The following is a 25,611-nucleotide window of genomic DNA, read 5'->3' as shown; positions in this document are numbered from 1 at the left end:
AGTAGCGTCCTGGTAGGAGGTAGGAGGTAACCAATATGCCAATGCGAAAAATCATCCTGTTGACGGGCTTCGAGCCGTTCAACCAGGAGACCATCAACCCTTCGTGGGAAGCCGTGCGTGCCCTGCAGGGCTGGAGCGAGGGCGACTTCATCGTCCACGCCCGTCAACTGCCGTGCGTATTCGGCCAGGCCAACAAGGTGCTGCACCACGCGGTGGAAGAACTGCAGCCATGCATGGTGATCGCCGTGGGCCAGGCGGGCGGCCGCGTCGATCTGTCGGTCGAACGCATCGCCATCAATATCGACGACGCCCCGATTGCCGATAACGTGCAGCGCCAGATCGTCGATCAGCCGGTGGTGTATGGCGCGCCGGCCGCTTACTTCTCCACCTTGCCGATCAAGGCCATCGTCCACGCGCTGCGCGAGGCGGGGCTGCCGGCATCGGTGTCGCAAACTGCCGGCACCTTTGTGTGCAATCACGTGTTCTATGGTCTGATGCACCAGGCGCGCGACTGGGGTACCACCATGCGCGCCGGCTTTATCCATATTCCGTACCTGCCGCAGCAGGCCGCCGCCCATCCGGGCACTGCCAGCATGCGGCTCGACGACATGGTGGAAGGCTTGCGTATCGCGATCCGCACCACGCTCGCCCACACGGTCGATGTGCGCGAGTCGGGCGGCGTCACTCACTGATGTCGGTGCGGGCCGGTGGATTGAGAATGTTGAGAAAGGCGCGCACCACGGGCGCGTCGTCCAGCGCGGTGTAGGTAATGTAAAGATTGGCCGAGGGCGGGTTGGTGCGGATCGGCACGAACACCACGCCGGGCCAGCCGATGCGGCTGGTGGTTTCGGGCAGCAGCGTGACGCCCAGGCCCGCGCCCACCATCGCCAGCAGGGTTTGCGGCTCGGTCGCTTCCTGGAAAATCGTCGGCTGGAAGCCGGCATCCACGCAGCACTGGATCAAATAGCGCGGGAACGACGACTTGTCGAGCGCCAGCGTGAGCATCGGTTCGTTGGCGATGTCGATCAACTCGATGGCGTCGGCCTTGGCCAGCGGGTGGTGCTCGTTGATCGCCACGCACACATCCTCCTTGAAGCACAGCTCCTGGCGCAGGTGATCCTGGCGCAGCAGATCTTCGTCGATGCGCGGCTCGCGCCAGAATCCCACGTCCACCTGCTTGGCGCGCAGCGCCTCGTATTGCAGGGTGGGGCCCAGTTCGTGGATGGTCCAGGTCACGCGCGGGAACTTGGTCTGGAATTCTTCGAGCAGGCTGGGGATCGGTCCCCACATGGCCGAACCGACGATGCCCACGCGCAGGCGGCCGACTTCGCCGCGGTCGATCTGGCGGATGGTGTCGATGGTCATGCGCATGCGGCCCAGCAGGTCTGAGGCTTCGCTCATGAGCGCCTTGCCGGCCACGGTAAGCTCGAACGTGCGCGTGGTGCGGGCGAACAGCTTCACACCGAGTTCGCTCTCGAGCTTCATGATCTGCTGGCTGAGCGGCGGCTGCGATATGTGCAGCCGCTCGGCCGCCCGGCTGAAACTCTTTTCTTCTGCGACGGCGAGGAAGTACTTCAGTTGTTTCAGGTCGATGGACATGGGCGTTAGTGTATCAGGCGGCGAGCATTGCCACCGCCAGCGCCGCGCCGCAGCGGGCATTGTTTTTCACCAGCGCGATATTGGTCACCAGGCTGCGGCCTGCGGTCAGCGCCTTGATGCGCGCGAGCAGGAACGGCGTGACGTTCTTGCCGGTTACGCCCTGATCATCCGCTTCGCCCAGCGCCTGCAGCGTGATGGCGTCGATCTCTTCTTTCGGCATCGCCTCGCTGGCCGGCACCGGGTTGCTCACCACCACGCCGCCTTTCAGGCCCAATGCCCACTTGGTGCGGATGAAACCAGCTTGCTCGGCCGGGGTGTCGAGCTGGAAGTCGGCATTGAAGCCGCTCTCGCGGGTGAAGAACGCCGGGAAGCCGCGCTGGCCCACGCTCACCACCGGCACGCCGTGGGTTTCCAGGTATTCGAGCGTCAAGCCGATGTCGAGGATCGATTTCACGCCTGCGCACACCACGGCCACCGACGTCTGCGCCAGTTCCTGCAAGTCAGCCGAGATGTCGAAACTGGTCTCGGCGCCACGGTGCACGCCGCCGATGCCGCCGGTGACGAACACGGAAATGCCGGCCAGTTCGGCGCAGATCATGGTGGCGGCCACGGTGGTGGCGCCCAGCTTCGACTGCGACAGCACGAATGGCAAATCGCGGCGGCTGACCTTCATGGCGTCGGGCGAGGTGCCCAGCAGCTCTAACTGTTCATCGGACAGGCCGATGCAGATCTTGCCGCCGATGATGGCGATGGTGGCCGGCACGGCGCCGCCGTCGCGGATGATCTGTTCCACTTCACGCGCCATCTGCACGTTTTGCGGGTAGGGCATGCCGTGCGAGATGATGGTCGATTCCAGCGCGACGATGGCCTTGCCGGCAGCGCGGGCAGCGGCAACTTCGGGAGAGAACAGCAGGTATTGATGCATGATGGTTCCTTGTTATGCGTTGGTATAGAGCGGCGCGGCATGGCCGTGCGCCGCATCGGTATCGGAGATGTTGTCGAGCAGGCCGGCATCGGGCAGCGGCGCCACGGTGCTGGCGCTTTGCACGGTGACGGCGGCCAGCGCCAGGCCACGCCGGCAGGCCAGGGTCAGGTCGGCGCTGCTGTCCTGGACCAGCGACCAGCAAACGGCGGCAGAGAAGGCATCGCCGGCGCCGGTCACATCGACCACTTTTACCTGGTGCGCGGCCAGCCACACCAGCTGGCCGGCGCGGGTGTGGAACACGCCCTGGCTGCCGCAGGTGACGATGACGTCGCGCGCGCCGCGTTGCTGCACCTCGGCACAGGCGGCGCGCACATCGGCTTCGGTGGGGAGCGGGCGGCCGGCCAGGGTTTCAAGTTCGGCGCGGTTGAGGATCAACAGGCGCACGCCGTGCAGGTCGTGCGGCAGGCGCGCCATCTTGGGCTGCGAGACGGCGACGAGAACCAGCGGTGCGCCAGCGGCGTCGTTTCGGGCGCTGTCGATCAGCGCGGCCACCGTGTCGCGTGGCAGGTTCAGGTCCGCGACCGTGAGCGCGGCGTCGGCGCGTTGCGGCGCGCGGCTGGCCAGAAATTCGGGTGTCAGCTGGTCGTACAGCGCCATGTCGGCCAGGGCCACGTGCAGCTCGCCCTCGGCGTCGAGGATGGCGGTGTAGGTGCCGCTGGCGGTATTGGCCAGCGCCAGGCTGCCGCGCGTGTCGATGCCGGTGGCCTGGGCATGGTCTTGCAGTGCGCGGCCGGCGCCGTCGTCGCCGAGGGCGGTCAACAGCGCCACCGGGGTTTGCAGGCGCGCCAGGTTCTCGGCGATATTGCGCGCCACGCCGCCATAGGCTTCCGAGGCAGTGGCGGGATTCGAGGTGCCGGCTTGCAGGGCGGCGATGGTGCGCAGCTTGCGGTCCACGTTGGCCGCGCCGATGCACACCACCGGGCGCTGGTCGCGCGGCGCCGGCAGCACGTAGGCACGGCCGAGCAGGCGCCGCTCGCGGATCAGGCTGGCGATATGGCCGGCCACGGCAGAGCGCGACAGGCCCAGGTCTGCCGCCAGGTCCTGCTGCGAGATGAAGGGATTGGCGCGGATCAGCTGGTACAGCTGTTCCTTCTTGGAGAGTTCGTTCACAAGGAATGGTCTGGGTTAAACATTTGTCTGCGATGGTAAACAAATGTCTAAAAGCGGTCAACCGCTATCAGTAGCTTGCGTCAGCGAAGTTTCGGATGATTTATAATACTGGCCCATTTATATGCGCCAAGTATAAATGGACAAGAAAAATGGTATTTGCCATACATAATGGGGATGAGGCATCATGTCGCATCTCCATGCTCGTCCAATGGCCGTCTCTCGGCGCAACCCGATCGGCCCATCCCAAGAACAACAGAGGAAAATCATGTCCAGCAACTCCCCATTCCAGGCCGCCGAAATCGTCCGTGCCCGCATTCCTGCAGACTTCAAGCCACGCGTGGCGATGATCCTGGGCTCCGGCCTGGGCGTGCTGGCCGAGCAGATGACCGACGCAGTCACCATCAGCTTCAACGAGCTGCCGGGCTTCCCGATCAGCACCGTGCACGGCCACGCCGGCGAACTGGTGGTGGGCACCCTGGCGGGCGTGCAGGTGGTGTGCATGAAGGGCCGCGGCCACGTGTACGAAGGCTATGGCATGGGCGTGATGACCAGCGCCGTGCGCACCATGAAACTGCTGGGCTGCGAGATGCTGTTCGTGACCAATGCGGCCGGTTCGCTGCGCACCGAAGTCGATGCCGGCTCGCTGGTGGCGCTGACCGACCATATCAACTACCTGCCGGGCACCCCGATGATGGGCCCTAACGACGAGCGTTTCGGTCCACGCTTCTTCAGCATGGCCAACGCCTACGATGCCGACCTGCGCGCGCTGCTGCACGCGTCGGCCAAGGAAAAGAACGTGCCGCTGCACGAAGGCGTGTACATCGCCTACGCCGGTCCCAACTTCGAAACCCCGGCCGAAATCCGCGCCTTCAAGACGCTGGGCGCCGACGTGGTCGGCATGTCGGTGGTGCCGGAAGTGGTGTCGGCCCGTCATTGCGGCCTGAAGGTGGTGGGCGTGTCCGCCATCACCAACCTGGCAGAGGGCCTGTCGCCGTTCCCGCTGTCGCACGAGCAAACGCTGAAATACGCAGCCGTTGCCGCCACGTCGCTGATCGAAGTGATTTTGGCCTTCCTGGCCAACGTGGGCAAAACCCCGCAGGCGTAAGTAATACCCGAAGGGGCGGCTGGTCCGCCCTTTTTTGCTTTTGAAGGAGCACACCATGAAACGCGCATTTATCCTCCTGCTTGATTCCTTCGGCCTCGGCGCCACGCCCGACGCGGACAAGTACAACGATGTCGGCGTCAACACTTTCGGCCATATCGCCGACTGGGCCGCCAAGGCTGGCACGCCGATGCAGTTGCCGGTGATGGAAAAACTGGGCCTGGCCGCGGCCGCCCATGCCGCCAGCGGCGAGTGGGCCCAGGGTTTCAACCAGCGTGACGGTTTCACCGCCGCCTACGGCGCCGCGCGCGAGCGCTCCACCGGCAAGGACACCCAGTCCGGCCACTGGGAGATCGCCGGCGTGCCGGTGGAATTCGACTGGGGCTACTTCCCGAAAACGGTGCCGTCGTTCCCGGCGGAGCTCACGCAAAAGCTGCAGGAACTGACTGGCGTGCCGGGTTTTCTCGGCGACTGCCACGCCTCGGGCACGGAAATCATCAACAAGCATGGCGATGAACACGTCGCTACCGGCAAACCGATCATCTACACCTCGGCCGATTCGGTGCTGCAGATCGCCGCGCATGAAGAATCGTTCGGCCTCGAGCGCCTGTACCAGGTGTGCGAGATCGCCTTCAAGCTGGTGGAGCCGTACAACATCGGCCGCGTGATCGCGCGTCCGTTCACCGGCGCCGACGGCAATTACACCCGCACCACCAACCGCCACGACTACGCGGTCGCGCCACCGGCGCCCACCTTGCTCGACCACGTGAAGAACGATGGCGGCGAAGTGATCGCGCTCGGCAAGATCAGCGACATCTTTGCCACGCAAGGCGTGTCGCGCGTGGTCAAGGGCAAGGACAATATGGCGCTGTTCGACGCGCTGCTGAAAGTCCAGGACGAGGCGGGCGACAAGTCGCTCACGTTCGTTAACTTCGTCGACTTCGACCAGGCTTTCGGCCACCGCCGCGACGTTACCGGCTACTCGAACGCGCTGCACGAAATGGATGCGCGCCTGCCCGAGTTCATCGCCCGCATGCAGGACGGCGACGTGGCCGTGATCACCGCCGACCATGGTTGCGACCCGACCTGGCCCGGCTCCGACCACACGCGCGAACACATCCCGATGATTTTCTTCGGCCCCGGTATCAAGCCGCAGCAGTTGCCGATCTCCGAATCGTTCTCCGACATCGGCCAGACCCTGGCGCACCACCTGGGCGTGCCACCACTTTCCAACGGAAACAACCTGTTATGAGCCAAGACTTGCACCTCGCTGATTTCAAGCGTAACGAAGCCGTCCCGCTGGACCTGGGCTGGATCAACCACATCCACATCAACAAGAGCGCGGCCGACCGCCGCGCCGCCAGCCTGGCCAACCGCCGCACGGTGAAAAAAGAGTACCAGGCCGCGTGGCTGGTCAAGGCCATCGGCCTGATCGACCTGACCACGCTGTCCGGCGACGATACCCCGGGCCGCGTGGAGCGCCTGTGCCGCAAGGCCATGCGTCCGCTGCGCGCCGACCTGGTCGAGGCGCTGGGGCTGTCCGATTACCCGCTCACCACCGGCGCCGTGTGCGTGTACCACGAGATGATCAAGCCGGCGGGTGAAGTGCTGCAAGGCCGCCTGCCGATCGCCGCCGTTTCCACCGGCTTCCCGGCTGGTCTCACCAGCATGGAAACCAAGGTGCGCGAGATCGAATTGTCGGTGGCTGCCGGCGCGTCCGAGATCGATATCGTGATCACGCGCCAGCACGTCCTGACCGGCAACTGGCAGGCGCTGTACGACGAGATGCTGGCTTACCGCCAGGCCTGCGGCGACGCGCACGTGAAAGCCATCCTGGCCACCGGTGAACTGGTGACGCTGGAAAACGTGGCCAAAGCGTCGTGGGTGTGCATGATGGCCGGCGCGGACTTCATCAAGACGTCCACCGGCAAGGAGCCTGTGAATGCCACGATTCCCGTGTCGCTGACGATGGTGCGCGCGATTCGTGACTACCACGAGCAGACCGGCTTCAAGATCGGCTACAAGCCGGCAGGCGGCGTGGGCACGGCCAAGGCGGCCCTGCAATACCTGACGCTGATGAAGGAAGAACTGGGTAACGAGTGGCTCGAACCGCACCTGTTCCGCATCGGTGCTTCGAGCCTGCTGACCGACATCGAACGCCAGCTCGAGCACTACGTGACCGGCAATTACTCGGCCGCTCATCGTCACGCCCAACCTTAAGAATCTGGACACGTCATGCCATCAATTAAAGAGATCCTCAACACCATGGAATACGGCCCAGCACCCGAAAGCCAGAAAGAAGCGCAAGCGTGGCTGGAACAACACGGCCGCACCTTCGGCCTGTTCATCGACAACGCCTGGACCGACGCCGGCGCACTGTTCGCCTCCACCAACCCGGCCGATGCCTCGAAACTGGCCGACCTGACCCAAGCGACCGGCGACGATGTCGACCGCGCCGTAGCCGCCGCGCGCCGCGCGCAGCCGGGCTGGCAGGCACTGGGCGGCCATGGCCGCGCCAAGGTGCTGTACGCGATCGCACGCCTGCTGCAAAAGCATGCGCGCCTGTTCGCGGTGCTGGAAACCCTGGACAACGGCAAGACCATCCGCGAAACCCGCGACGTCGATCTGCCGCTGGCCGCGCGCCACTTCTACTACCACGCCGGCTGGGCGCAACTGCAAGCCGAAGAATTTGCCGACTACCGCGCCGTGGGCGTGGTGGGCCAGATCGTGCCGTGGAATTTCCCGCTGCTGATGCTGTCGTGGAAAATCGCACCGGCGCTGGCCGCCGGTAACACGGTGGTGTTCAAGCCGGCCGAATTCACGTCGCTGACCGCCATGCTGTTTGCCGAAATCTGCGTGCAGGCGGGTGTGCCAGCGGGCGTGGTCAACATCGTTACCGGCGACGGCGCCGTGGGCGAAGCCATCGTCAACCACGCGGGCATCGACAAGCTGGCGTTTACCGGTTCCACCGAAGTCGGTCGCCAGATCCGCATTGCCACTGCCGGCAGCGGCAAGAAGCTGTCGCTGGAACTGGGCGGCAAGTCGCCGTTCATCGTCTTCGAAGATGCCGACCTGGACGCAGCCGTGGAAGGCCTGGTCGATTCGATCTGGTTCAACCAGGGGCAGGTATGCTGCGCCGGTTCGCGCCTGCTGGTGCAGGAATCGGTCGAAGCCAAGTTCCTGGCCAAGCTGCGCGCGCGCATGGACAAGCTCACGCTCGGTGCGCCGCTGGAAAAATCGATCGACGTCGGCGCGCTGGTCGATCCGATCCAGCAGCAGCGCATCACCGAACTGGTGGAATCGGCCCGCGCCGAAGGCTGCACCGTATACCAGCCGGCGTGCGATATTCCCGTCGATGGCGCCTGGTTCCCGCCCACGCTGATCACCGGCGCCTCCACCTCGGCTGCCGTGGCGCAGGCCGAGATCTTCGGACCGGTGCTGGTCGCCATGAGCTTCCGCACCCCGCCGGAAGCGGTACAACTGGCCAACAACACCGTGTATGGCCTGGCCGCGTGCGTGTGGACCGAGAACATCTCGCTGGCGCTCGACGTCGCGCCGCAGATCAAGGCTGGCGTGGTGTGGATTAACACCGCCAACCAGTTCGACGCCGCCTGCGGCTTCGGCGGCTACCGAGAGTCCGGCTTCGGCCGTGAAGGCGGCCGCGAAGGCATGTACGAATATCTGACCGCGCTGTCGGAAGATGCACGTCCTGCTGCGCCGGTCCTGGCTGCTCCGGCCAAGATCAAGGCGCCGGCGCCGATTGCTGCCGGTGGCGCGTTTGCCATCGACCGCACCGCCAAGATGTACATCGGCGGCAAGCAGGCGCGCCCTGACGGCGCCTACAGCCGCGCGGTGCACGGTGCCGATGGCGCGTTCATCGCCGAAGTGGGCGAGGGCAGCCGCAAGGACATCCGCAACGCGGTGGAAGCGGCCCACAAAGCCGGCGGCTGGTCGAAAGCGACCGCGCACAACCGCGCGCAAGTGCTGTACTACATCGCTGAAAACCTGGCTGCACGTGGCGAGGAATTCGCGGCGCGCATCAGCGCCATGACCGGCGCCTCGAGCGCCAGCGCCGAGAAGGAAGTGCAGGCTTCGATCGAACGCCTGTTCTACTACGCAGCGTACGCCGACAAGTACGACGGCCTGGCGCACCAGCCGCCGATGCACGGTGTGACCGTGGCGCTGAACGAACCGGTCGGCGTGATCGGCATCGTGTGCCCGAACGAGGCGCCGCTGCTGGGACTGATCTCGCTCGTCGCTCCTGCCATCGCGATGGGCAACCGCGCGGTGGTGGTGCCGTCCGAAGCGCATCCGCTGTCGGCCACCGATTTGTACCAGGTGTTCGATACGTCGGACCTGCCCGGTGGCGTGGTGAACATCGTCACCGGCAGCGCCGACGAACTGGCGCGCACGCTGGCCACGCACAGCGACATCGACGCCGTGTGGCGCCACGACGGCTCGGCTGCCGGTTGCGCTGAAGTGGAGCGCCTGTCGGCCGCGTCGCTCAAGCGCACCTGGGTGGGCGGCGCCAAGGGCCGCGACTGGTATAGCACGGCCCAAGCCGGCGGCCGCGCAGTGCTGGCGCATGCGTCGCAAGTCAAGAATGTCTGGATTCCTTACGGCGTTTAACGCTTAAGGACAGGACAATCAGGGCCGGCGTTCCTTTGGAGCTGCCGGCCCGTATCACTTTCAGCACCATATTTCCAAGCGGAGAATCGCATGTTTTTACCTCAAGAGATCATACGCAAGAAGCGTGACGGCGGCGTGCTGTCGGCCCAGGAGATCCAGTTCTTCGTCGGTGGCATCACCACCAAAAGCATCACCGAAGGCCAGATCGCCGCACTGGCGATGGCCGTGTATTTCAACGACATGACCATGGACGAACGCGTGGCGTTCACCTTGGCCATGCGCGACTCGGGCGAAGTGCTGGACTGGCGCTCGCTCGATTTGCCGGGTCCCGTGGTCGATAAACACTCTACCGGCGGTGTCGGTGACGTGGTCTCGCTGCTGTTGGGCCCCATGATCGCTGCGTGCGGCGGCTTCGTGCCGATGATCTCGGGCCGTGGCCTCGGTCACACCGGCGGCACGCTCGACAAGTTCGATTCGATCCCCGGCTACAGCACGGTGCCGGACAACGCCTTGTTCCGCAAAGTGGTCAAGGAAGTGGGCGTGGCCATCATCGGCCAGACGGCGTCGCTGGCGCCGTCCGACAAGATTTTCTATGGTGTGCGCGATGTCACCGCCACCGTGGAATCGGTGGCCATGATCACCGGCTCGATTCTGTCGAAAAAACTGTCGGCCGGCCTCGATGCGCTGGTGATGGACGTGAAGACCGGCACCGGCGCCTTCATGCCCACGTACGAAAAGTCGGTGGAACTGGCCGAGAGCATCGTCCAGGTGGGTAACGGCGCGGGCATGACCACGTCCGCCATCCTGACCGACATGAACGAATCGCTGGCGCCGTACGCCGGCAACGCGGTGGAAGTACGCGGCGCGATCGACTACCTGACCGGCAAGTCGCGCCCCGCACGCCTGCACGAAGTGACGATGGCGCTGTGCGCCGAGATGCTGGTGCTGGGCAAGCTGGCCGCGACCGAAGACGAAGCGCGCGCCAGGCTGCAAGCATCGCTCGACAGCGGCGAAGCGGCCGAGCGCTTCGCCCGCATGGTCACGGCCCTGGGCGGCCCGGCCGACCTGATGGACAACCCGGACAAGTACCTGGAACGCTCGCCGATCATCGTGCCGGCGCCAGCGCTGGTTTCCGGCTACGCGGCCACCACCAACTGCCGCGAAATCGGCCTGGCCGTAGTCTCGCTGGGCGGCGGGCGCCGCCGCGCGGCCGATCCGATCGACTTCGCGGTCGGCCTGACCGGCCTGGCGGGCCTGGGCGACAAGATCGAGGCCGGCCAGCCGCTGGCAATGGTCCATGCGCGCACGCAGGAAGCAGCCGACCAGGCGATCCGCGAGATCCAGGCGGCGTACCAGATCGGCGAGACGGCACCCGCCGCCAACCCGGTGGTATACCGCACGATCCGCCCGTAACCCCGAAACAGCCGGATGGCAGTGCGGGGTCAGAGCCGCCGCCAGCCGGCATCACAAAAACAAGAGGACACCATGAACAAACAAGAACTGATCGCCGAAGCCACCGCCGCGCGCCTGAAGGCTTACACGCCGTACTCCAACTTCAAGGTCGGCGCCGCGCTGCAAACCCGCGACGGCAAGGTTTTCCACGGCTGTAACGTGGAAAACGCCGCCTATGGCTTGTGCAACTGCGCCGAGCGCACCGCGTTCTTCAGCGCCTTTGCCCACGGCTACCAGCCCGGCGACTTCGACCAGCTGGTCGTGATCGGCGAGACCGACGGCCCGATCGCCCCGTGCGGCGCATGCCGCCAGGTGATCCTGGAACTGGGCGGCGACGAGCTGCCGGTGCTGCTCACCAATCTCAAGGGCGACATTTTGGAGACCACGGCAGCCGAACAGCTGCCCAACGGGTTCGGCCGCGCCGACCTGAAGAAGTAAGTCCTTGGTCTTCAAGAAGACAATCGATGTCCAGGCCGCCGTCGCCATTGCGGCGGCCGAGGCCATCGCGGCCAAGACCCAGGGCACGTTCGGTGTTGGTGGCCTGATGCTCGACCAGCACGGCAACGTGCTCAAGTCGCTGCACAACAACGTCGTTTTGCACGGCCTGGTGTTCGACCCCACCGCGCACGGCGAACGCCAGCTGATCGACTGGTACTACGCCGAACGGGCCCGGGGCCGCGCGCTGCCGCCGCCCGAAGATATCACCATCGTCACCACGCTCGACCCGTGCTGCATGTGCAGCGGCGCGATCCTGGCCGGCGGCTTCAACGTGGTGGCAGCCGCGCCCGACCGCATTGCCGGCATCAACTACGATGAGGCGGCTGTGTTCGAAGCGCTGCCGGCAGGCTTGCGCACACAGGCGCAACGCAGCTTCAGCTACCCGGCGGTGCTGGGCGCATCGCTGTATGCGCGCGCGGGCGCCGGCGCCACGCCGCGCTCGTTCTTCATCGGTAAAACCATTGCGGAGGCCACCCAGGCGCTGTGCGCGCTGGCGTTCGAAGCCACTTCGCGCGAAGTGGTGGCGTTGTTCGGCGCCGACCGCGCGCGCGATCAGCTGCGCGACCCGGCCACGCTGGCGCCCGACCACCGCATCGTGCGCGCGCTCAAACAGCTGCATCCCGATGCGCTGACGTACCGCTGCGCACCGCATGCGCCTGACGCCGGCCTGGCGCCGTTTTTGCTGCAAGCCATGGCGCGGGACCAGGGCAATGAGAAGGAAGGTCACCACGCCAGCCACAGCGCAGGCGCCGCTGTATCCAAAGGCGACGCCGTGGCCCTGCTCGACGCCTTCGGCAACCTGCTGCTGTGCATGTCCGGCAAGCGCGCGCAGTCGGGCATCCGCACCGCGTTCATGGAAATCACGCGCGCCTACGCGCAGCTGCGCTACAAGCTGATGGACGGCGCCACGCCGGAGGAACAGGAAGAGGTGCGGCGGTACCTGGGCCACCCGCGCGAAGGCACGTTCGTGTTTGCGCACGGACCGGACCACGGCGCCGCCAGCTTCATGGACCTGGGCGCCTGGGCCTCGACCATGGAAGGCCCGCTGCCCGATCACAACCCGCACCAGTTCCAGTACGTGACGCCACGCATCGACGCAGCAGCCCTGGCCGCCCTGTGCGCCGCCATGCCACCGCTGTACCGCGACGTCATCCGCCTGCATCCTACCCAGGTCCGTGACCAGGCGCTGGTCGCTGCCCTCAAGCGCCCGGCCTGACCGCCAGAGCAAGGAGCCGCAACGCAGCGCTGGAGGTCAGGGTGGGTGCTCCATCAGGTTTGCGGGTCGTAGGTGCCGATACTCCAGATATGCCCCTCCGGATCGCGGCAGGTAAACCCCCGGCCGCCGTAGTCTTCGTCCTTGATGTCGAGCAGGATCTCGGCGCCAGCCTCGAGCACCCGGCTGTACACGTGGTCGGCGTCGTTGACGACCAGGTAGGTGCTTTGCGTGACCGCATGGCCGATGTCGGCCGGCTGTTTCATCAGGCGGCCGAACTCGGTGTTGAAGACGGAACTGAGCATGATCACGCCATTGCCGAATACCAGCTGGGCGTGGGCGATGGTGCCGTCGTCGTTGGGCACCACCAGCTGGGGTTCGAAGCCGAAGGTGTCGCTCAGCCATTTGATGGCGGCCGGCGCATCGCGGTAGCGCATGCAGGGCACGACATTGCACAAGGTTGGCTTGGGGATGCTGGTCATGGTTCCTCCAGTGCGGAAAGTGGAACTGTTTCGATCACCGAACGGGTAGCAAGTTCAATGACAATTCAGTATAGCCTGATCCCCATCAAGCGTATTCACATTTGCTGGAACTTGCCGGCATGGCCCCGGCTTACTTCCAGCAGCGCCGGATGGTTGCGTACCTTGAGCATTTGCCGGCCGCGCAGGTCGCGCGTGATGCCTTCGATGGCGTCCACCCGTACCAGGGTCGAGCGGTGGATGCGCCAGAATTCGTCGGGGTCGAGCTCGTCCGCCAGCTCCTTGAGCGGCTTGCGGATCAGCACTTCCGACTGGCCGGTCTGGACCCGCGTGTATTTTTCGTCGGCCTGGAAGTACAGCACCTCGCGCGTGCTGATCATGCGCAAGTTGGCGCCCACCACGGCCTGGATCCAGCGCAGGTAGTCGGGCGCTGCCGGCGCTGCGGACGGTCGGCCTGGCTGTGTCAGCAGCGCTTTCAGCTGGCGCTCGATGTCGGTCGGCTGGCGGCCCACCAGCTGCTGCAGGCGCGCGCACGTGGTCTTCAGGCGTTCGCCGCCCACCGGTTTCATCAGGTAGTCGAGCGCGCCCTGTTCGAACGCCTCGATCGCGTACTGGTCGTAGGCGGTGACGAACACCAGGTGGCAGCGCCTGAACAGCAGGCGCGCCGCTTCGATGCCGGACAGGCCCGGCATGCGGATGTCGAGGAAGACGATGTCGGGCTGGTGCTGGCCGGCCAGCGCCACGGCCTCAATGCCGTTGGCCGCTTCGGCCACGATGTCGAGCGCGGGCCAGGCGTCGCGCAGGCGGCTGCGCAGTTGCTCGCGCATGCCTTCCTCGTCGTCGGCGATCAGCGCGGTAGGGCGGTTCATGGCGCACCGCCGGCGAAAATGTCTGGCGCATAGGGCAGGCGGATGCTGGCGCGGGTGCCGCCGGTGAGCGGCGCCTCGATCACCAGCTGGGCGCGCTGACCGTACAGGATGCGCAGCCGCTCGCGGACATTGGCCAGCCCCAGGCCGTCGCCCGCATGCACATTGAAGCCGATACCGTCGTCGAGCACATCGACTTGCAGCACCTGCCCCTCGACGCTGGCGCGGATATCGATGCGTCCGCCCGCGATCTTCGGCTCCAGTCCGTGCTTGATGGCGTTCTCGATCAGGATCTGGAGCATCATCACCGGGAAGGTCGCGCTTTGCATCTCGTCGGGCACATCGATCGACACGGCCAGCCGTGCGCGCATGCGCGCCTGCATGATGGCCAGATACGCGCGCGACATCTCGATCTGCCGGCCCAGGGTGCCGGCGCCGCGTGCGCGCATCTGCGGCAGCGTGGCGCGCAGGTAGTCGATCAGGTTCTGGTGGATGCGCGCGGCCTGCGGCGGATCGGTCTCGATCAGCTGGCCGATCAGGGCCAGGGTGTTGAACAGGAAGTGGGGCTCCACCTGCGCCTGCAGCGCGGCCATGCGCGCTTCGACCAGGCGCCGTTCCAGGCCTTCTTCGTCGGCATGGGTGGTGGCGTCGCGCGCTTCGAGTTCGGCGCGGCGCTTGCCGCCGGCGAGCACCTTCAGTCCCAGCGACAGCACGATGAAGGCGCCGGTCTGCTCGGGATGGCCGAACGGCGTCATGCCGAAGATCATGACCAGCAGCCAGATGATCACCAGCTTGCGCCATTCCACCTGGGCCAGCCAGTCGAAAAAGCGCCACCACAGGGTGGCCGTGATCTCGCCGATTTCGCGCACGATGTCGAGCGCGCCCTTGGCGTTGCTGTAGCCGGCTGCGGTCAGCCGGCCCTTTTTCATTGCAGCGGCTCCTTGATGACGCGGCCCCGCTGGCCGTCGCAGGCGCACATCACCAGTTTCACCACCAGGAAGATGGCAAACAGGGTCAAGGCCAGCGGCAGGATGCTGACGATGAAGGCCAGCAGCAGCGCGGCGCCCAGCAGCGCCGGCCAGGACAGGCGACGGATGGTGCGCGCACCGAAGCGCAACGCCTGGGTGAAAGCGCGGGTGATCTCATCGACGACATTGCCGGCGTTGTGGAAAAAGTTGCTCATGGTGGTCTCCCTGGTGAAGTGTTGATCGGTGTTGATGGAGTCACTGTAGCGGTGGCGTCCGTCGTCCGGGCGCGGTTTCCGATCAACTGCGGTTTTGGCGGGATCAGCGGCGACTGCGCGCGACAAGCGGGGCGGGGCTGTACCCAGGCGTGGATGGTGCGTTGCAGAAAAAAACTGTCAATTGCAAAAAATAAAGTATTCAAATTGCAATTATGGTGATATCATCGCAATTATTGTTGTGGATATGGAATCTAACTGATCCCGATCACAACCTTCCACCAATTTTTAAGGATAAGTCACCATGATGGTTCGTACCTGTGTCGCTCTTGCCGCTTCCACCCTGTTCGCAGGCGTTGCACACGCCGCGCCATTGACGGCTGACGAAATGCTCAAGCAGTTCAACGTGGTGGTGAAGGGCGATATGACTTCGACTTCGCACGTCGATGGCCGCACCTACGTCGCAGGCAACCTGCAGGGCGGCGATTATGTCCAGCACGCTTCGGACACCGCCAAGTCGGCCTATGCCGGCCTGACCGTGGGCGGCAGCGCCAGCGGCAATCTGCATGTGAACGGCCTCGGCGCCGTGGTAGGCGGCAGCGCCAACGGCATCATTGTCAACACTGGCCAGGCCTACGTGGGCGGCAGCGCCACCTCGTCGACGTTCAATGGCGACGCCTGGGTGGCTGGCGCCGCCACCAATGTCAACTTCAATGGCAAGGGCCATGCCGCCAGCTACAGTGGCACCAATAACAACCGTCCGCTGGCCTCGACCACTGCCGTGATGGACGCCGCCCGCGCCGCCGCCACCAGCACCGACTTCTCGAACGTGATCAACAATATGAGCACGAAGCTGGCGGCGCTCAAGGGCACGACCGGCACCTCGGTAGGATTCTCCAACAACGACCACAAGGTGACCTTCAGCGGCACCGGCAATGCCAGCGGCGTGCTGGTATTCGACCTGACCTCGCTCGACAGCAAGATCTTCTCGGCCAATACCAACGAGTTCGCGTTCAACCTGACCAACGCCAGCACGGTAATCTTCAACACCGACAACAAGGTCCTGTCGCTGAGCGCCAACATCCTTGCTCCAAACAGCCTCGGCAGCTCGCTGATCTGGAACTTCGCCGGCGCCACCAGCGTGACCGTGGACCGTACCTTTGTCGGCCAGGTCGTGGTGGCTGATGGTACGTTCAGCAACCTCGGCGGCGCCAATGTCGAGGGTGGCGTGTATGCCAAGGCATTCAACCAGCAGGGCGAAGTGCACTTGCAACAGTTCAGCGGCAGCCTGGCCACTGCCGTGCCGGAAGCGGAAACCTACGCCATGATGCTGGCCGGCCTGGGCATGCTGGGCTTCATGGCCCGCCGCCGCAAGCAGGATTAAATTTGTTGAGTTGTAGAAATGGAAAATGTTTTGCGTAAATATAATTTATGCTAGACTCGGGGGTTCTACCTAAAAAGGGAACCCCTGCCATGTCCGTTTCGACAATTACCGCCCGCTTCATCTCGTCTGTTGCCCTTGCCTCCGCAATGACCGTAGCGCATGCCGACGTGCTCGAGATCGACCTGGGCGGCGCCGCTGTCTATTCGTTCAACGATTTCAAGTCCGGCAGCGGCAGGGTGGATGGATCGATCCTGGCCGGCCGCGACATCAGCCTGGCCAATTATTCCGTCAATACCAGCAACACCGGCGCCTACGGCGACTACGCGGTGGTTGCGGGCCGCGATTTCACGTTCACCAGCGGCAATGTCGGCCACGGCAGCACCTACGTGGGCGGCACCAGCTACCTGAACCAGAGCGGCACCCTGAACGGCCCGGTCACCACCGGCATCGCGCCAGCCGACCTGAATGCGCTTTCCACGTCGCTCACGCAAACTTCGAACGCGCTGGCGGCGCTGACGCCTACTGCCAGTACCGAGCAAAAATGGAACGGCATCTTCATCAACGGCACCAACAGCCAGGTCGAAGTGATCAACCTCGACGCCAGCTGGCTCGATTCCAGCAGCTGGTACAGTTTCTCGAACCTGAGCGCGGGCGCCACGCTGATCGTCAACTTCCTCGGCGACAGCGCCACGTTCAAGGGTGGCTTCAGCGCGTTCGACGGCTACAACGTGCTGTTCAACTTTGCCGACGCCACCACCCTCAATTTTCAGAATGGCTTCAACGCCAACGTGCTGGCGCCCAAGGCTACCGTGACCGGTGGCAGCGGCACTATCTACGGCACGGTGGTGGTCAATGACTGGAATTCTTCGGTGACCATCGGTAACGCCGCAGGCGGGGGCTTTGCTGCCGTTGACGTGCCGGGACTGGTGCTGGTCGCCACGGCCGTGCCGGAAGCGCAAACCTGGGCAATGCTGCTGGCGGGTCTGGGGTTGGTAGGCTTTACCGCCCGCCGCCGCAAGAGCGCCTGACAAGCCGCTCAGGGCGGCGTTGCAGCGCCTTGCCGTACGCTCGTACTGTCTGCGGCGCTGCGCCTTGCCCTGAGCGGTTGTCAGGCGCTCTTGGAGCTTCGTGGCCGTACGTTCGTACTGCCTGCGGCGCTGCGCCTTGCCTTGAGCGGTTGTCAAGCGTTCCTGGATACCAAGGGCACTCCAACCGCCGCCAGCACCATATCGACGATCAGCTGTTCGGCGTCGTCGAAATCCTTTTTGCCCAGCTGCTTGCGGTTCAGCACCAGCGCCATCTGCGGCGCGAAGTCGGCGTAGGACTGGGTCATGGCCCAGATCGCGAACAGCAGGTGGGTGGCGTTGACCGGGGCGATCTTGCCCGCCGCGATCCACTGCTCGAACACGGCGATATCCTTGCGCAGCAGCGGCACCACGCGGCGCTGGATCTGCGCGCCGTACAACTGGGCGCCGCTGATCACCTCCATCGCATACACGCGCGACGCCCACGGCTGCTCGCGCGAAAACTTCAGCTTGGCCTGCACATAGGCGCGCAGCACCGCCTGCGGCTCCTGGTCGCCTGCCGCCAGGCTGTCCATCCGTTCCAGCCAGTCGTCGAGCACATCGTCGAGCACGCGCTCGTACAGGGCCTGCTTGGTGGGGAAGTAGTACATCAGGTTCTGCTTCGACAGGCCGGCCCGGTCGGCAATGGTGGCGATCGATGCGCCCTCGTAGCCGCTTTCGGCAAACACGCGCACGGCCACGACTACGATGTCGGCTTCGAGCTTGTCGCGGTTGATGATGCGGCGCTTGATCCGTGGTGCTGCTGGCAGTTTGACGATCGACATGTTCAGCTCTTTCAGGCGGGGCGGACCGACTGCAGGAAGTCCAGCAGTTGCGGGTGGTTGCTGTAGGCGACATTGAAGCGGAACCAGACCGACTCGGGCGGTCGCAGCATGAAGAAATCGCACGGCGAGAGCAGGATGCCGGCCTTGAGCGCCGCATCGGCGATGGTCTTGCCATTCCAGTCGGGGCGGGGTGAAACATCCCAGCCGGCGGAGACGAACATGCCGCCGCGCGGCTTGGCCAGCGGCGCCATGCCGATGTTGCGCAGACTCTCGATGGTGCGCTCGCGGCCCGATTCGAGCTGCGCCATCAGCTTGTCCACCATGCGTTTATACGGCCGCGCGCTGATGGCGTGGTACACGGCGCGCTCGTTGATCTCGGAGGTCGTCAGCCCCGCCAGCATTTTCACGCGCAGCAGCTCGGGCAGCAGCGAGGCGGACGCACAGATCGATCCCACCCGCAGCACCGGCGACAGCGTCTTGGAAAAGCTGCCCACGCGGATCACCCGCCGCAGGCCGTCCATAGCTGCCAGTGACGCCTCGCCGCGCTGCGCCAGCTCGCGGTAGATATCGTCCTCCACCAGCCAGAAATCGAACTGCTCGGCCAGGGCCAGCAGCCGGTGCGCCTGCGCCGCCGACAGGGACGTGCCCAGCGGGTTTTGCAGCACCGTGTTGACGAACATGAGCTTGGGCTGGGTGAGGGCGGCCTGGCGCGCCAGCAGCTCGACATCGATACCGTGTTCGCCGCGCGGAATGCCGACCGCGATGCAACCGTGGTGCAGGATCAGCGAGTGCAGGTTGCTGTAGCCGGGATCTTCGACGAACACCGTGTCGCCGGGGCGGGTGAGGGTGCGCAGGATCAGGTCGAACGCATGGGTGGCGCCGTGGGTGAGCAGGATCTGCTCGGGATCGACCGGGAACAGGTCGTCGCTGAGGGTGGCCGCCATGTGATGGCGCAGCGTGGGAAAGCCCATCGAGTGGCCGTAGCCGCGCAACCGGCTCGACGGAATGCGCATTGCATGGCGCACGGCGTCGAGCACGGTGTCGTCGCCGTACCACTCGGGCGGCAGCCAGCCCACGCCGGCCGCCAGGGCCTCGGACACGCCCGAATACAGGTCCGGCGTGAGCGCGTCGATAGCGGTGGGCATGGTGTGCATGGCCATCGGCGTCATGGCCGGCGGCAGATCCTGGCGCGCGACAAAGTAGCCGGAACCACGGCGCGACATCAACAGCCCCAGCGTGACCAGGCGGTCGTACGACTCCACAACTGTAAAGGTACTGATGCCATTACACTTGGCAAACTGCCTGACCGACGGCATTTTAGTGCCGATGCGCAACTCGCGGCGGCCCACCATGGCGGCAATCGCGGCTACGATCTGCTCGACCAGGCTGCCCTTCCTGCTGCGCTCTATGGCCAGTACCGGCCACGCTGCCGCACAGTCTGCTTGATCCACCACAATGCTTGCCGATTCCATCGTTGCGTTCCCCGCTAGCCAAAGCGAAACTGTACTGTTTTTACCACCGATACGGTTGGACTGTTTTACCGTCTGTGTATATGTGCCATAGTTATATCGCTGACTATTATTGCATCATCGTTTTGCCACTTGTAAAATTTTTTTACGGGTCGTCAAAAATTCCCCTTCATGGAGATATGCATGAACCTGTCCCGCCCCGACTCGATGGCATCGTTCTGGATGCCGTTCACCAACAACCGCGATTTCAAGGCCAACCCGCGCCTGCTGGTCTCCGCCGAAGGCATGTACTACAAGGATGTCGATGGCAACAGCATCCTCGACGGCACTGCCGGCCTGTGGTGCGTACCGTGCGGCCACGCGCAGCCGAAGATCGTCGCTGCCGTGCGCGAAATGGTGGGCCAGCTCGACTTCGCGCCCACGTTCCAGATGGGTCACCCGGCCGCGTTCGAACTGGCCGACAAGCTGATGGAATACACCAGCCACCGCTTCGGCCACGTGTTCTATACCAACTCCGGCTCCGAGGCCGTCGATACCGCGCTGAAGATGGCGCTGGCTTACCACCGCGCGCGCGGCGAAGCTGGCCGCACCCGTCTGATCGGCCGCGAACGCGGCTACCACGGCGTGGGCTTCGGCGGCATCTCGGTCGGCGGCATCGCCGGCAATCGCAAGCCGTACGGCGTGATGCTGCCCGGCGTCGATCACCTGCCGCACACGCACAATCTCGACAAGAACGCGTACACGCGCGGCGAACCGGAACACGGCTTCGAGCTGGCCGACGAGCTGGAGCGCATCGTCACGCTGCACGACGCCTCCACCATCGCTGCCGTGATCGTGGAGCCGGTGGCCGGTTCCACCGGTGTGCTGGTGCCGCCCAAGGGCTACCTGAAACGCTTGCGCGAGCTGTGCACCAAGCACGGCATCCTGCTGATCTTCGATGAAGTAATCACCGGTTTCGGCCGTCTTACCACACCGTTTGCTGCCGATTATTTCGACGTCGAACCGGACCTGATGACCACCGCCAAGGGCCTGACCAACGGCACGATTCCAATGGGCGCGGTGTTCAGCAAGCAGCACATCCACGATGCGTTCATGGATGCGCCGCCAGGCATCGAACTGTTCCACGGCTACACGTATTCGGGCCACCCGGTCGCCTGCGCGGCCTCGCTGGCCACGCTGGAAGTGTTCAAGGAACAGGACATTCTCGGCCACGCGGCTGGCATGGTCGAGTACTGGACCGATGCCGTGCATTCGCTCAAGGGCCTGCCGCACGTGATCGACATCCGTACCATCGGCCTGGTGGCCGGCATCGAACTGGCGCCGATTGCGGGCAAGCCCGGCGCACGTGCTTTTGCCGCGTTCAAGCAGGCGTTTGCGGACGGTGTGTTGATACGCGTGACCGGCGACATCATCGCGCTCTCGCCGCCGCTGGTGCTCGAGAAAAAACACGTCGACGAGTTGTTCGGCAAGCTGGCCACGATTTTGAAAAACCTCGATTGAAGCGGACTAACGACATGAACCAACTTGACACCATCACCCACTTCATCAACGGCGCCAAGCAGGACACGGCTTCCGGCCGTTACGCCGATGTCTTCAACCCGGCACTGGGCGAACCGGTCGCCCGCGTGGCGCTGGCCAGCGGGGAAGAAGTGGATGCCGCCGTGCGCGCAGCAGAAGCAGCGTTTCCATCGTGGTCGGCCACGCCGCCGCTGACCCGCGCCCGCGTGCTCTTCAAATACCTGCAACTGTGCCAGCAGCACGTGGACGATTTCGCGGCCGTGGTCACGCTCGAACACGGCAAGACCTTTGCCGACGCCCAGGGCGAGGTGGCGCGCGGCATCGAGATGGTGGAGTTCGCGGTCGGCATTCCGCAAATGCTCAAGGGCGAATTCACCGAACAGATTTCGCGCGGCATCGATGCATGGTCGGTGCGCCAGCCGCTGGGCGTGGTGGCCGGCATCACGCCATTCAACTTCCCGGTGATGGTGCCGATGTGGATGTTCCCGCTGGCCATCGCCTGCGGCAATACCTTTATTCTGAAACCGTCCGAACGCGATCCGTCGGCGTCGCTGCTGCACGCCAAACTGCTGAAAGAAGCGGGCCTGCCGGACGGCGTGTTCAACGTGGTGCAGGGCGATAAGCTGGCGGTCGATGCACTGCTCGATCATCCTTCGATTCAGGCCTTGAGTTTTGTCGGCAGCACGCCGATTGCCGAATACATTTATGCGCGCGGCTGCGCAGCGGGCAAGCGCGTGCAGGCATTGGGCGGCGCCAAAAATCACATGGTGGTCATGCCCGACGCCGACATGGACATGACAGTCGATGCCCTGATGGGCGCGGCCTTCGGTTCCGCCGGCGAGCGCTGCATGGCGATTTCCGTGGTGGTGGCGGTGGGCGACGCCGGCGACAAAATCATCGATGCACTGGCACAGCGCACGGCCGCACTGAAAGTGCGCGACGGCATGGCGCATGACGCCGAAATGGGGCCCGTGGTTTCCAGCGCGGCCAAGCAGCGTATAGAGAAACTGATCGGCGAAGGCGTGGAGCAGGGCGCCACGCTGGTGGTCGATGGCCGCAACCACGTGGTGCCCGAACGTGAGAACGGCTTCTTCATCGGCGGTACATTATTCGACCATGTCACGCCGGACATGAGCATCTACAAGGAAGAGATTTTCGGCCCCGTGCTGTGCATCGTGCGCCTGTCCGACGTGGGCAGCGCGGTGGAGCTGATCAACCGCAACGAGTATGGCAACGGTGTGGCGATCTACACGCGCGACGGCGGCACCGCGCGCGAGTTCGTGCGGCAAATCCAGGTGGGCATGGTGGGCGTGAATGTACCGCTGCCGGTGCCGATGGCGTTCAACAGTTTCGGGGGCTGGAAGCGCAGTTTGTTCGGCGATCATCACGCATACGGACCCGAAGGCGTGCGCTTTTACACGCGCCATAAAGCGGTGATGGAGCGCTGGCCGAATACCTCCACTGCTGGCGCGGAATTTGCATTCCCTCAGATGAAGTAAGACCGCTCTTTCAGCATCACGTTCACACCAAGCATCGCAGTATCTCGCCAGGAAAAAAGAATGATGATCGAATCTCTGAACTACATGCCGCATCCGAAGGAGGCCAATGCCCAATTGGCTTCCCACTTTACCGACCTGGCGCCCGCGCTCAATGCGCGCCAGGCTGCCATCGAAAGCGCGCGCTGCCTGTACTGCTACGATGCGCCGTGCACGCGAATCTGCCCGACGGGCATCGACGTCGCCAGTTTCATCCGCAATATCCACGATGAAAACATCAACGGCGCGGCCACCGGCATCCTCAAGCAAAACATTTTGGGCGGCAGTTGCGCGCGCGTCTGCCCCACCGAAATCCTGTGCGAAGACGCCTGCGTGCGCAACCACGACGCGGAAGGGCAGCCGGTTAAAATCGGCCTGCTGCAACGCTACGCGGTCGATAACATGGCGCTTACTGCGCACCCGTTTGCCCGTGCTGCATCCACCGGCAAGACCATTGCCGTGGTAGGTGCAGGACCGGCGGGCCTGTCGTGCGCGCACCGCCTGGCCATGCTGGGCAACGACGTGGTGGTGTTCGAGGCGCAGGAAAAATCGGGCGGCCTCAACGAATACGGCATCGCCAAGTACAAGCTCACCGACAACTTCGCGCAGAAGGAAGTGAACTTCCTGCTCGAGATCGGCGGCATCGAGATTCGCCATGGCCAGAAGCTCGGCGCCAACCTGCAACTGAAAGACTTACATGCGCAGTACGATGCCGTGTTCCTCGGCCTGGGACTGGGCGCCAGCAAGCAATTGGGCCTGACCGGCGAAGATGCGCCAGGCCTGCTGGCGGCGGTGGACTACATCGCCGAACTGCGCCAGGCCAGCGACCTGGCAGCACTGCCGCTGCCATCGCGCGCCATCGTCATCGGCGCCGGCAACACGGCCATCGACATGGCGGTGCAGATCCAGCGCCTCGGTGCGGAAGAAGTGACGCTGGTGTACCGCCGTGGTTTCGAAGCGATGAGCGCGACCGAACATGAACAGCATATCGCCAAGGACAACCAGGTGCGCATGCGCACGTGGGCGCAGCCGCAGCAGGTGCTGCTGGACGACGCGGGCCGCGTGCGCGGCATGCGCTTCGAGCGCACCACCGATCTTGGCGGCCGTTTGACCGGCACCGGCGAGACGTTCGAGATTGCGGCCGACGCCATCTTCAAGGCCATCGGCCAGGGCATGGATGTAGCCAGTATCAGCGATCCGCTGGCTTCGACCTTGAAACGCGACGGCGACAAGATTCATGTCGATGACCAGTTCCGCACCGTGCTGCCGAAGATTTACGCCGGCGGCGACTGCGTGGCGCCGGGCCAGGACCTGACGGTGCAGGCGGTACAACACGGCAAGCTGGCGGCCCACGCCATTCACAGCGACATCAACCTGACGAAAATGGAGGCTGCATAATGGCTGACCTGAGCATCGAATTTTGCGGCATCAAATCGGTCAATCCGTTCTGGCTCGCCTCCGCGCCGCCCACCGACAAGGCCTACAACGTGGTGCGCGCCTTCGAGGCCGGCTGGGGTGGCGTGGTGTGGAAAACCCTTGGTGAAGACCCGGCCGCCGTCAACGTCTCGTCGCGCTATTCAGCCCTGTACGGCAAGAACCGCGAAGTCATCGGCTTTAACAACATCGAGCTGATTACCGACCGTTCGCTCGAGATCAACCTGCAGGAAATCACGCAGGTCAAAAAGGACTGGCCCGACCGCGTGATCATCGTTTCGCTGATGCTGCCGTGCGAAGAAAAGCTGTGGGCCGATATCCTGCCGCTGGTAGAAGCGACCGGCGCCGACGGCATCGAACTCAATTTCGGCTGCCCGCATGGCATGCCGGAACGCGGCATGGGTGCAGCCGTGGGCCAGGTGCCCGAGTACGTGGAAATGGTCACGCGCTGGTGCAAGACGCACAGCAAGCTGCCCGTCATCGTCAAGCTAACGCCCAACATCACCGACGTGCGCGCGCCGGCCCGTGCCGCCAAGGCTGGCGGGGCCGATGCGGTCTCGCTGATCAACACCATCAACTCGATCACGCACCTGGACCTGGACCAGATGGTGGCGTTCCCGGTCGTCGGCGGCGCCAGCACCCACGGCGGTTACTGCGGTACGGCGGTCAAGCCGATTGCGCTGAACATGGTGGCGGAAATCGCCCGCGATCCGGCTACGCAAGGCTTGCCGATTTCCGGCATCGGCGGCATCGGCAACTGGCGCGACGCGGCCGAGTTCATGGCGCTCGGGTCGGGCTGCGTGCAGGTGTGTACGGCGGCCATGCTGCATGGCTTCCGCATCGTCGAAGAGATGAAGGATGGCCTGTCGCGCTGGATGGATCAGAAGGGTTACACAAAGGTGAGCGACTTCGTGGGCAAGGCCGTGCCCAACACCACCGACTGGAAATACCTGAACATGAATTACCAGGTCATTGCCCAGATCAACCAGGACGACTGCATCAAGTGCGGCCGCTGTTACGTGGCGTGCGAAGACACGTCGCACCAGTCGATCAGCCAGCTGATCGACGCTGCCGGCGTGCGCACCTACGAGGTGATCAAGGACGAGTGCGTGGGCTGCAACCTGTGCGAGATCACCTGCCCGGTGCAGGGCTGCATCACGATGGTGCCGCAGAAGACCGGCAAGCCCTACATGAACTGGACGCAAGACCCGCGCAACCCGCGCGCGGAGAACGTGGCAGCAGTAAAGGCGGTGGAAGAGACGGTGGCAGCAGTGTAGGTTTACTGGGTACGAAACTTGCAACGTTTGCA

At 64.4% G+C, this 25,611-nt stretch carries 23 protein-coding genes; 14 read left to right on the top strand and 9 right to left on the bottom strand.

Going from position 1 to position 25,611, the window contains the following annotated elements; translation table 11 throughout:
* Positions 1-41: 41 nt before the first annotated feature.
* Complete coding sequence (gene pcp, locus ASF04_RS01370) at positions 42-692, top strand: pyroglutamyl-peptidase I (RefSeq protein ID WP_152884596.1); 651 nt, start codon at positions 42-44, stop codon at positions 690-692.
* Here pcp and ASF04_RS01365 read toward each other — a convergent pair.
* The 3 genes from ASF04_RS01365 to ASF04_RS01355 are packed head-to-tail and all read right to left on the bottom strand — an operon-like array spanning position 682 to position 3,694.
* Complete coding sequence (locus tag ASF04_RS01365; RefSeq protein WP_056137576.1) at positions 682-1,599, bottom strand: LysR family transcriptional regulator; 918 nt, start codon at positions 1,597-1,599, stop codon at positions 682-684. The two genes, pcp and ASF04_RS01365, sit on opposite strands and share 11 nt — an antisense overlap.
* Positions 1,600-1,612: 13 nt before the next feature.
* A complete protein-coding gene (locus ASF04_RS01360) occupies positions 1,613-2,524 on the bottom strand; it encodes a pseudouridine-5'-phosphate glycosidase (RefSeq protein ID WP_019921493.1) in 912 nt (303 codons plus the stop codon).
* Positions 2,525-2,536: 12 nt separating this feature from the next.
* Entirely contained in the window at positions 2,537-3,694 is a 1,158-nt protein-coding gene (locus tag ASF04_RS01355) for a carbohydrate kinase (RefSeq protein ID WP_056137575.1), read from the bottom strand.
* Positions 3,695-3,959: 265 nt separating this feature from the next.
* Between ASF04_RS01355 and xapA the strand changes: the two genes are divergently transcribed.
* The 7 genes from xapA to ASF04_RS01320 all read left to right on the top strand — a co-directional run bounded on the left by xapA (position 3,960) and on the right by ASF04_RS01320 (position 12,591).
* Positions 3,960-4,799: a xanthosine phosphorylase gene (gene xapA / locus ASF04_RS01350; RefSeq protein ID WP_056137574.1), complete on the top strand. Its 840-nt coding sequence runs from the start codon at positions 3,960-3,962 to the stop codon at positions 4,797-4,799.
* A gap of 55 nt (positions 4,800-4,854) precedes the next feature.
* A complete protein-coding gene (locus tag ASF04_RS01345; RefSeq protein WP_056137573.1) occupies positions 4,855-6,048 on the top strand; it encodes a phosphopentomutase in 1,194 nt (397 codons plus the stop codon).
* Entirely contained in the window at positions 6,045-7,016 is a 972-nt protein-coding gene (gene deoC, locus ASF04_RS01340; RefSeq protein WP_056137572.1) for a deoxyribose-phosphate aldolase, read from the top strand. Before ASF04_RS01345 ends, deoC begins: the two co-directional genes overlap by 4 nt.
* 15 nt (positions 7,017-7,031) lie before the next feature.
* Positions 7,032-9,425 carry an aldehyde dehydrogenase family protein gene (locus ASF04_RS01335; protein WP_373922114.1) on the top strand — a complete coding sequence of 798 codons (2,394 nt, stop codon included), beginning with the start codon at positions 7,032-7,034 and terminating at the stop codon, positions 9,423-9,425.
* Positions 9,426-9,515: 90 nt separating this feature from the next.
* Positions 9,516-10,838: a thymidine phosphorylase gene (gene deoA / locus ASF04_RS01330; RefSeq protein WP_056137570.1), complete on the top strand. Its 1,323-nt coding sequence runs from the start codon at positions 9,516-9,518 to the stop codon at positions 10,836-10,838.
* A gap of 15 nt (positions 10,839-10,853) precedes the next feature.
* Positions 10,854-11,315, top strand: coding sequence for a cytidine deaminase (locus tag ASF04_RS01325; protein ID WP_082488472.1), 462 nt, complete (start codon positions 10,854-10,856; stop codon positions 11,313-11,315).
* Between the two features lie 4 nt (positions 11,316-11,319).
* The gene (locus ASF04_RS01320; protein ID WP_056137569.1) at positions 11,320-12,591 is read left to right on the top strand and encodes a hypothetical protein; all 1,272 of its coding nucleotides are present in this window, start codon (positions 11,320-11,322) and stop codon (positions 12,589-12,591) included.
* A 53-nt stretch (positions 12,592-12,644) separates the two neighbouring features.
* On the opposite strand, the gene ASF04_RS01315 is transcribed toward ASF04_RS01320, so the two are convergent.
* From ASF04_RS01315 to ASF04_RS01300, 4 genes are all read right to left on the bottom strand, one after another.
* Positions 12,645-13,070, bottom strand: a complete 426-nt coding sequence (locus tag ASF04_RS01315) for a VOC family protein (RefSeq protein ID WP_019921502.1) — start codon at positions 13,068-13,070, stop codon at positions 12,645-12,647.
* 95 nt (positions 13,071-13,165) lie between these two features.
* A complete protein-coding gene (locus ASF04_RS01310; protein ID WP_056137568.1) occupies positions 13,166-13,936 on the bottom strand; it encodes a LytTR family DNA-binding domain-containing protein in 771 nt (256 codons plus the stop codon).
* Entirely contained in the window at positions 13,933-14,862 is a 930-nt protein-coding gene (locus tag ASF04_RS01305; RefSeq protein WP_056137567.1) for a sensor histidine kinase, read from the bottom strand. Before ASF04_RS01305 ends, ASF04_RS01310 begins: the two co-directional genes overlap by 4 nt.
* The gene (locus tag ASF04_RS01300; protein WP_056138372.1) at positions 14,859-15,116 is read right to left on the bottom strand and encodes a hypothetical protein; all 258 of its coding nucleotides are present in this window, start codon (positions 15,114-15,116) and stop codon (positions 14,859-14,861) included. The genes ASF04_RS01305 and ASF04_RS01300 overlap by 4 nt, the downstream gene beginning before the upstream one ends.
* 301 nt (positions 15,117-15,417) lie before the next feature.
* Between ASF04_RS01300 and ASF04_RS01295 the strand changes: the two genes are divergently transcribed.
* Positions 15,418-16,497 (top strand): collagen-binding domain-containing protein, encoded by a 1,080-nt coding sequence (locus ASF04_RS01295; protein WP_229204877.1) that lies wholly within the window; start codon positions 15,418-15,420, stop codon positions 16,495-16,497.
* Positions 16,498-16,586: 89 nt separating this feature from the next.
* Positions 16,587-17,525: a choice-of-anchor A family protein gene (locus ASF04_RS01290; protein WP_229204876.1), complete on the top strand. Its 939-nt coding sequence runs from the start codon at positions 16,587-16,589 to the stop codon at positions 17,523-17,525.
* A 152-nt stretch (positions 17,526-17,677) separates the two neighbouring features.
* Here ASF04_RS01290 and ASF04_RS01285 read toward each other — a convergent pair whose 3' ends face one another.
* Together ASF04_RS01285 and ASF04_RS01280 are read right to left on the bottom strand one after the other, a co-directional pair.
* The gene (locus ASF04_RS01285; protein ID WP_056137565.1) at positions 17,678-18,346 is read right to left on the bottom strand and encodes a TetR/AcrR family transcriptional regulator; all 669 of its coding nucleotides are present in this window, start codon (positions 18,344-18,346) and stop codon (positions 17,678-17,680) included.
* Positions 18,347-18,357: 11 nt separating this feature from the next.
* Positions 18,358-19,818 (bottom strand): PLP-dependent aminotransferase family protein, encoded by a 1,461-nt coding sequence (locus ASF04_RS01280; RefSeq protein WP_056137564.1) that lies wholly within the window; start codon positions 19,816-19,818, stop codon positions 18,358-18,360.
* Positions 19,819-19,998: 180 nt separating this feature from the next.
* On the opposite strand from ASF04_RS01280, the gene ASF04_RS01275 reads away from it, so the two are divergent.
* The 4 genes from ASF04_RS01275 to preA are packed head-to-tail and all read left to right on the top strand — an operon-like array spanning position 19,999 to position 25,579.
* Positions 19,999-21,315: an aspartate aminotransferase family protein gene (locus tag ASF04_RS01275; RefSeq protein WP_056137563.1), complete on the top strand. Its 1,317-nt coding sequence runs from the start codon at positions 19,999-20,001 to the stop codon at positions 21,313-21,315.
* Between the two features lie 14 nt (positions 21,316-21,329).
* Complete coding sequence (locus ASF04_RS01270; RefSeq protein ID WP_056137562.1) at positions 21,330-22,832, top strand: CoA-acylating methylmalonate-semialdehyde dehydrogenase; 1,503 nt, start codon at positions 21,330-21,332, stop codon at positions 22,830-22,832.
* A 60-nt stretch (positions 22,833-22,892) separates the two neighbouring features.
* The gene (locus tag ASF04_RS01265) at positions 22,893-24,266 is read left to right on the top strand and encodes an NAD(P)-dependent oxidoreductase (RefSeq protein ID WP_082488465.1); all 1,374 of its coding nucleotides are present in this window, start codon (positions 22,893-22,895) and stop codon (positions 24,264-24,266) included.
* The gene (preA, locus tag ASF04_RS01260) at positions 24,266-25,579 is read left to right on the top strand and encodes an NAD-dependent dihydropyrimidine dehydrogenase subunit PreA (protein WP_056137561.1); all 1,314 of its coding nucleotides are present in this window, start codon (positions 24,266-24,268) and stop codon (positions 25,577-25,579) included. Before ASF04_RS01265 ends, preA begins: the two co-directional genes overlap by 1 nt.
* The last annotated feature ends 32 nt before the right edge of the window (positions 25,580-25,611 follow it).

Origin of the sequence: Duganella sp. Leaf61 (assembly GCF_001421905.1) — a bacterium.
Lineage (GTDB): Bacteria > Pseudomonadota > Gammaproteobacteria > Burkholderiales > Burkholderiaceae_D > Rugamonas > Rugamonas zoogloeoides.
The sequence above is the reverse complement of the archived record's forward strand: the minus strand, read 5'-3'. Positions and strand labels throughout refer to the sequence as shown.

What these genes read in the sequence shown, in the direction of transcription:
- ASF04_RS01300 (WP_056138372.1), bottom strand. Translation starts at nt 15,116, where the DNA reads ATGAGCAACTTTTTCCACAACGCCGGCAATGTCGTCGATGAGATCACC.
- pcp (WP_152884596.1), top strand. Translation starts at nt 42, where the DNA reads ATGCGAAAAATCATCCTGTTGACGGGCTTCGAGCCGTTCAACCAGGAG.
- deoC (WP_056137572.1), top strand. Translation starts at nt 6,045, where the DNA reads ATGAGCCAAGACTTGCACCTCGCTGATTTCAAGCGTAACGAAGCCGTC.
- ASF04_RS01265 (WP_082488465.1), top strand. Translation starts at nt 22,893, where the DNA reads ATGATGATCGAATCTCTGAACTACATGCCGCATCCGAAGGAGGCCAAT.
- ASF04_RS01315 (WP_019921502.1), bottom strand. Translation starts at nt 13,070, where the DNA reads ATGACCAGCATCCCCAAGCCAACCTTGTGCAATGTCGTGCCCTGCATG.
- ASF04_RS01285 (WP_056137565.1), bottom strand. Translation starts at nt 18,346, where the DNA reads ATGTCGATCGTCAAACTGCCAGCAGCACCACGGATCAAGCGCCGCATC.
- ASF04_RS01280 (WP_056137564.1), bottom strand. Translation starts at nt 19,818, where the DNA reads ATGGAATCGGCAAGCATTGTGGTGGATCAAGCAGACTGTGCGGCAGCG.
- deoA (WP_056137570.1), top strand. Translation starts at nt 9,516, where the DNA reads ATGTTTTTACCTCAAGAGATCATACGCAAGAAGCGTGACGGCGGCGTG.
- ASF04_RS01335 (WP_373922114.1), top strand. Translation starts at nt 7,032, where the DNA reads ATGCCATCAATTAAAGAGATCCTCAACACCATGGAATACGGCCCAGCA.
- ASF04_RS01275 (WP_056137563.1), top strand. Translation starts at nt 19,999, where the DNA reads ATGAACCTGTCCCGCCCCGACTCGATGGCATCGTTCTGGATGCCGTTC.
- ASF04_RS01295 (WP_229204877.1), top strand. Translation starts at nt 15,418, where the DNA reads ATGATGGTTCGTACCTGTGTCGCTCTTGCCGCTTCCACCCTGTTCGCA.
- xapA (WP_056137574.1), top strand. Translation starts at nt 3,960, where the DNA reads ATGTCCAGCAACTCCCCATTCCAGGCCGCCGAAATCGTCCGTGCCCGC.
- ASF04_RS01365 (WP_056137576.1), bottom strand. Translation starts at nt 1,599, where the DNA reads ATGTCCATCGACCTGAAACAACTGAAGTACTTCCTCGCCGTCGCAGAA.
- ASF04_RS01270 (WP_056137562.1), top strand. Translation starts at nt 21,330, where the DNA reads ATGAACCAACTTGACACCATCACCCACTTCATCAACGGCGCCAAGCAG.
- ASF04_RS01290 (WP_229204876.1), top strand. Translation starts at nt 16,587, where the DNA reads ATGTCCGTTTCGACAATTACCGCCCGCTTCATCTCGTCTGTTGCCCTT.
- ASF04_RS01345 (WP_056137573.1), top strand. Translation starts at nt 4,855, where the DNA reads ATGAAACGCGCATTTATCCTCCTGCTTGATTCCTTCGGCCTCGGCGCC.
- ASF04_RS01310 (WP_056137568.1), bottom strand. Translation starts at nt 13,936, where the DNA reads ATGAACCGCCCTACCGCGCTGATCGCCGACGACGAGGAAGGCATGCGC.
- preA (WP_056137561.1), top strand. Translation starts at nt 24,266, where the DNA reads ATGGCTGACCTGAGCATCGAATTTTGCGGCATCAAATCGGTCAATCCG.
- ASF04_RS01325 (WP_082488472.1), top strand. Translation starts at nt 10,854, where the DNA reads ATGGCAGTGCGGGGTCAGAGCCGCCGCCAGCCGGCATCACAAAAACAA.
- ASF04_RS01360 (WP_019921493.1), bottom strand. Translation starts at nt 2,524, where the DNA reads ATGCATCAATACCTGCTGTTCTCTCCCGAAGTTGCCGCTGCCCGCGCT.
- ASF04_RS01305 (WP_056137567.1), bottom strand. Translation starts at nt 14,862, where the DNA reads ATGAAAAAGGGCCGGCTGACCGCAGCCGGCTACAGCAACGCCAAGGGC.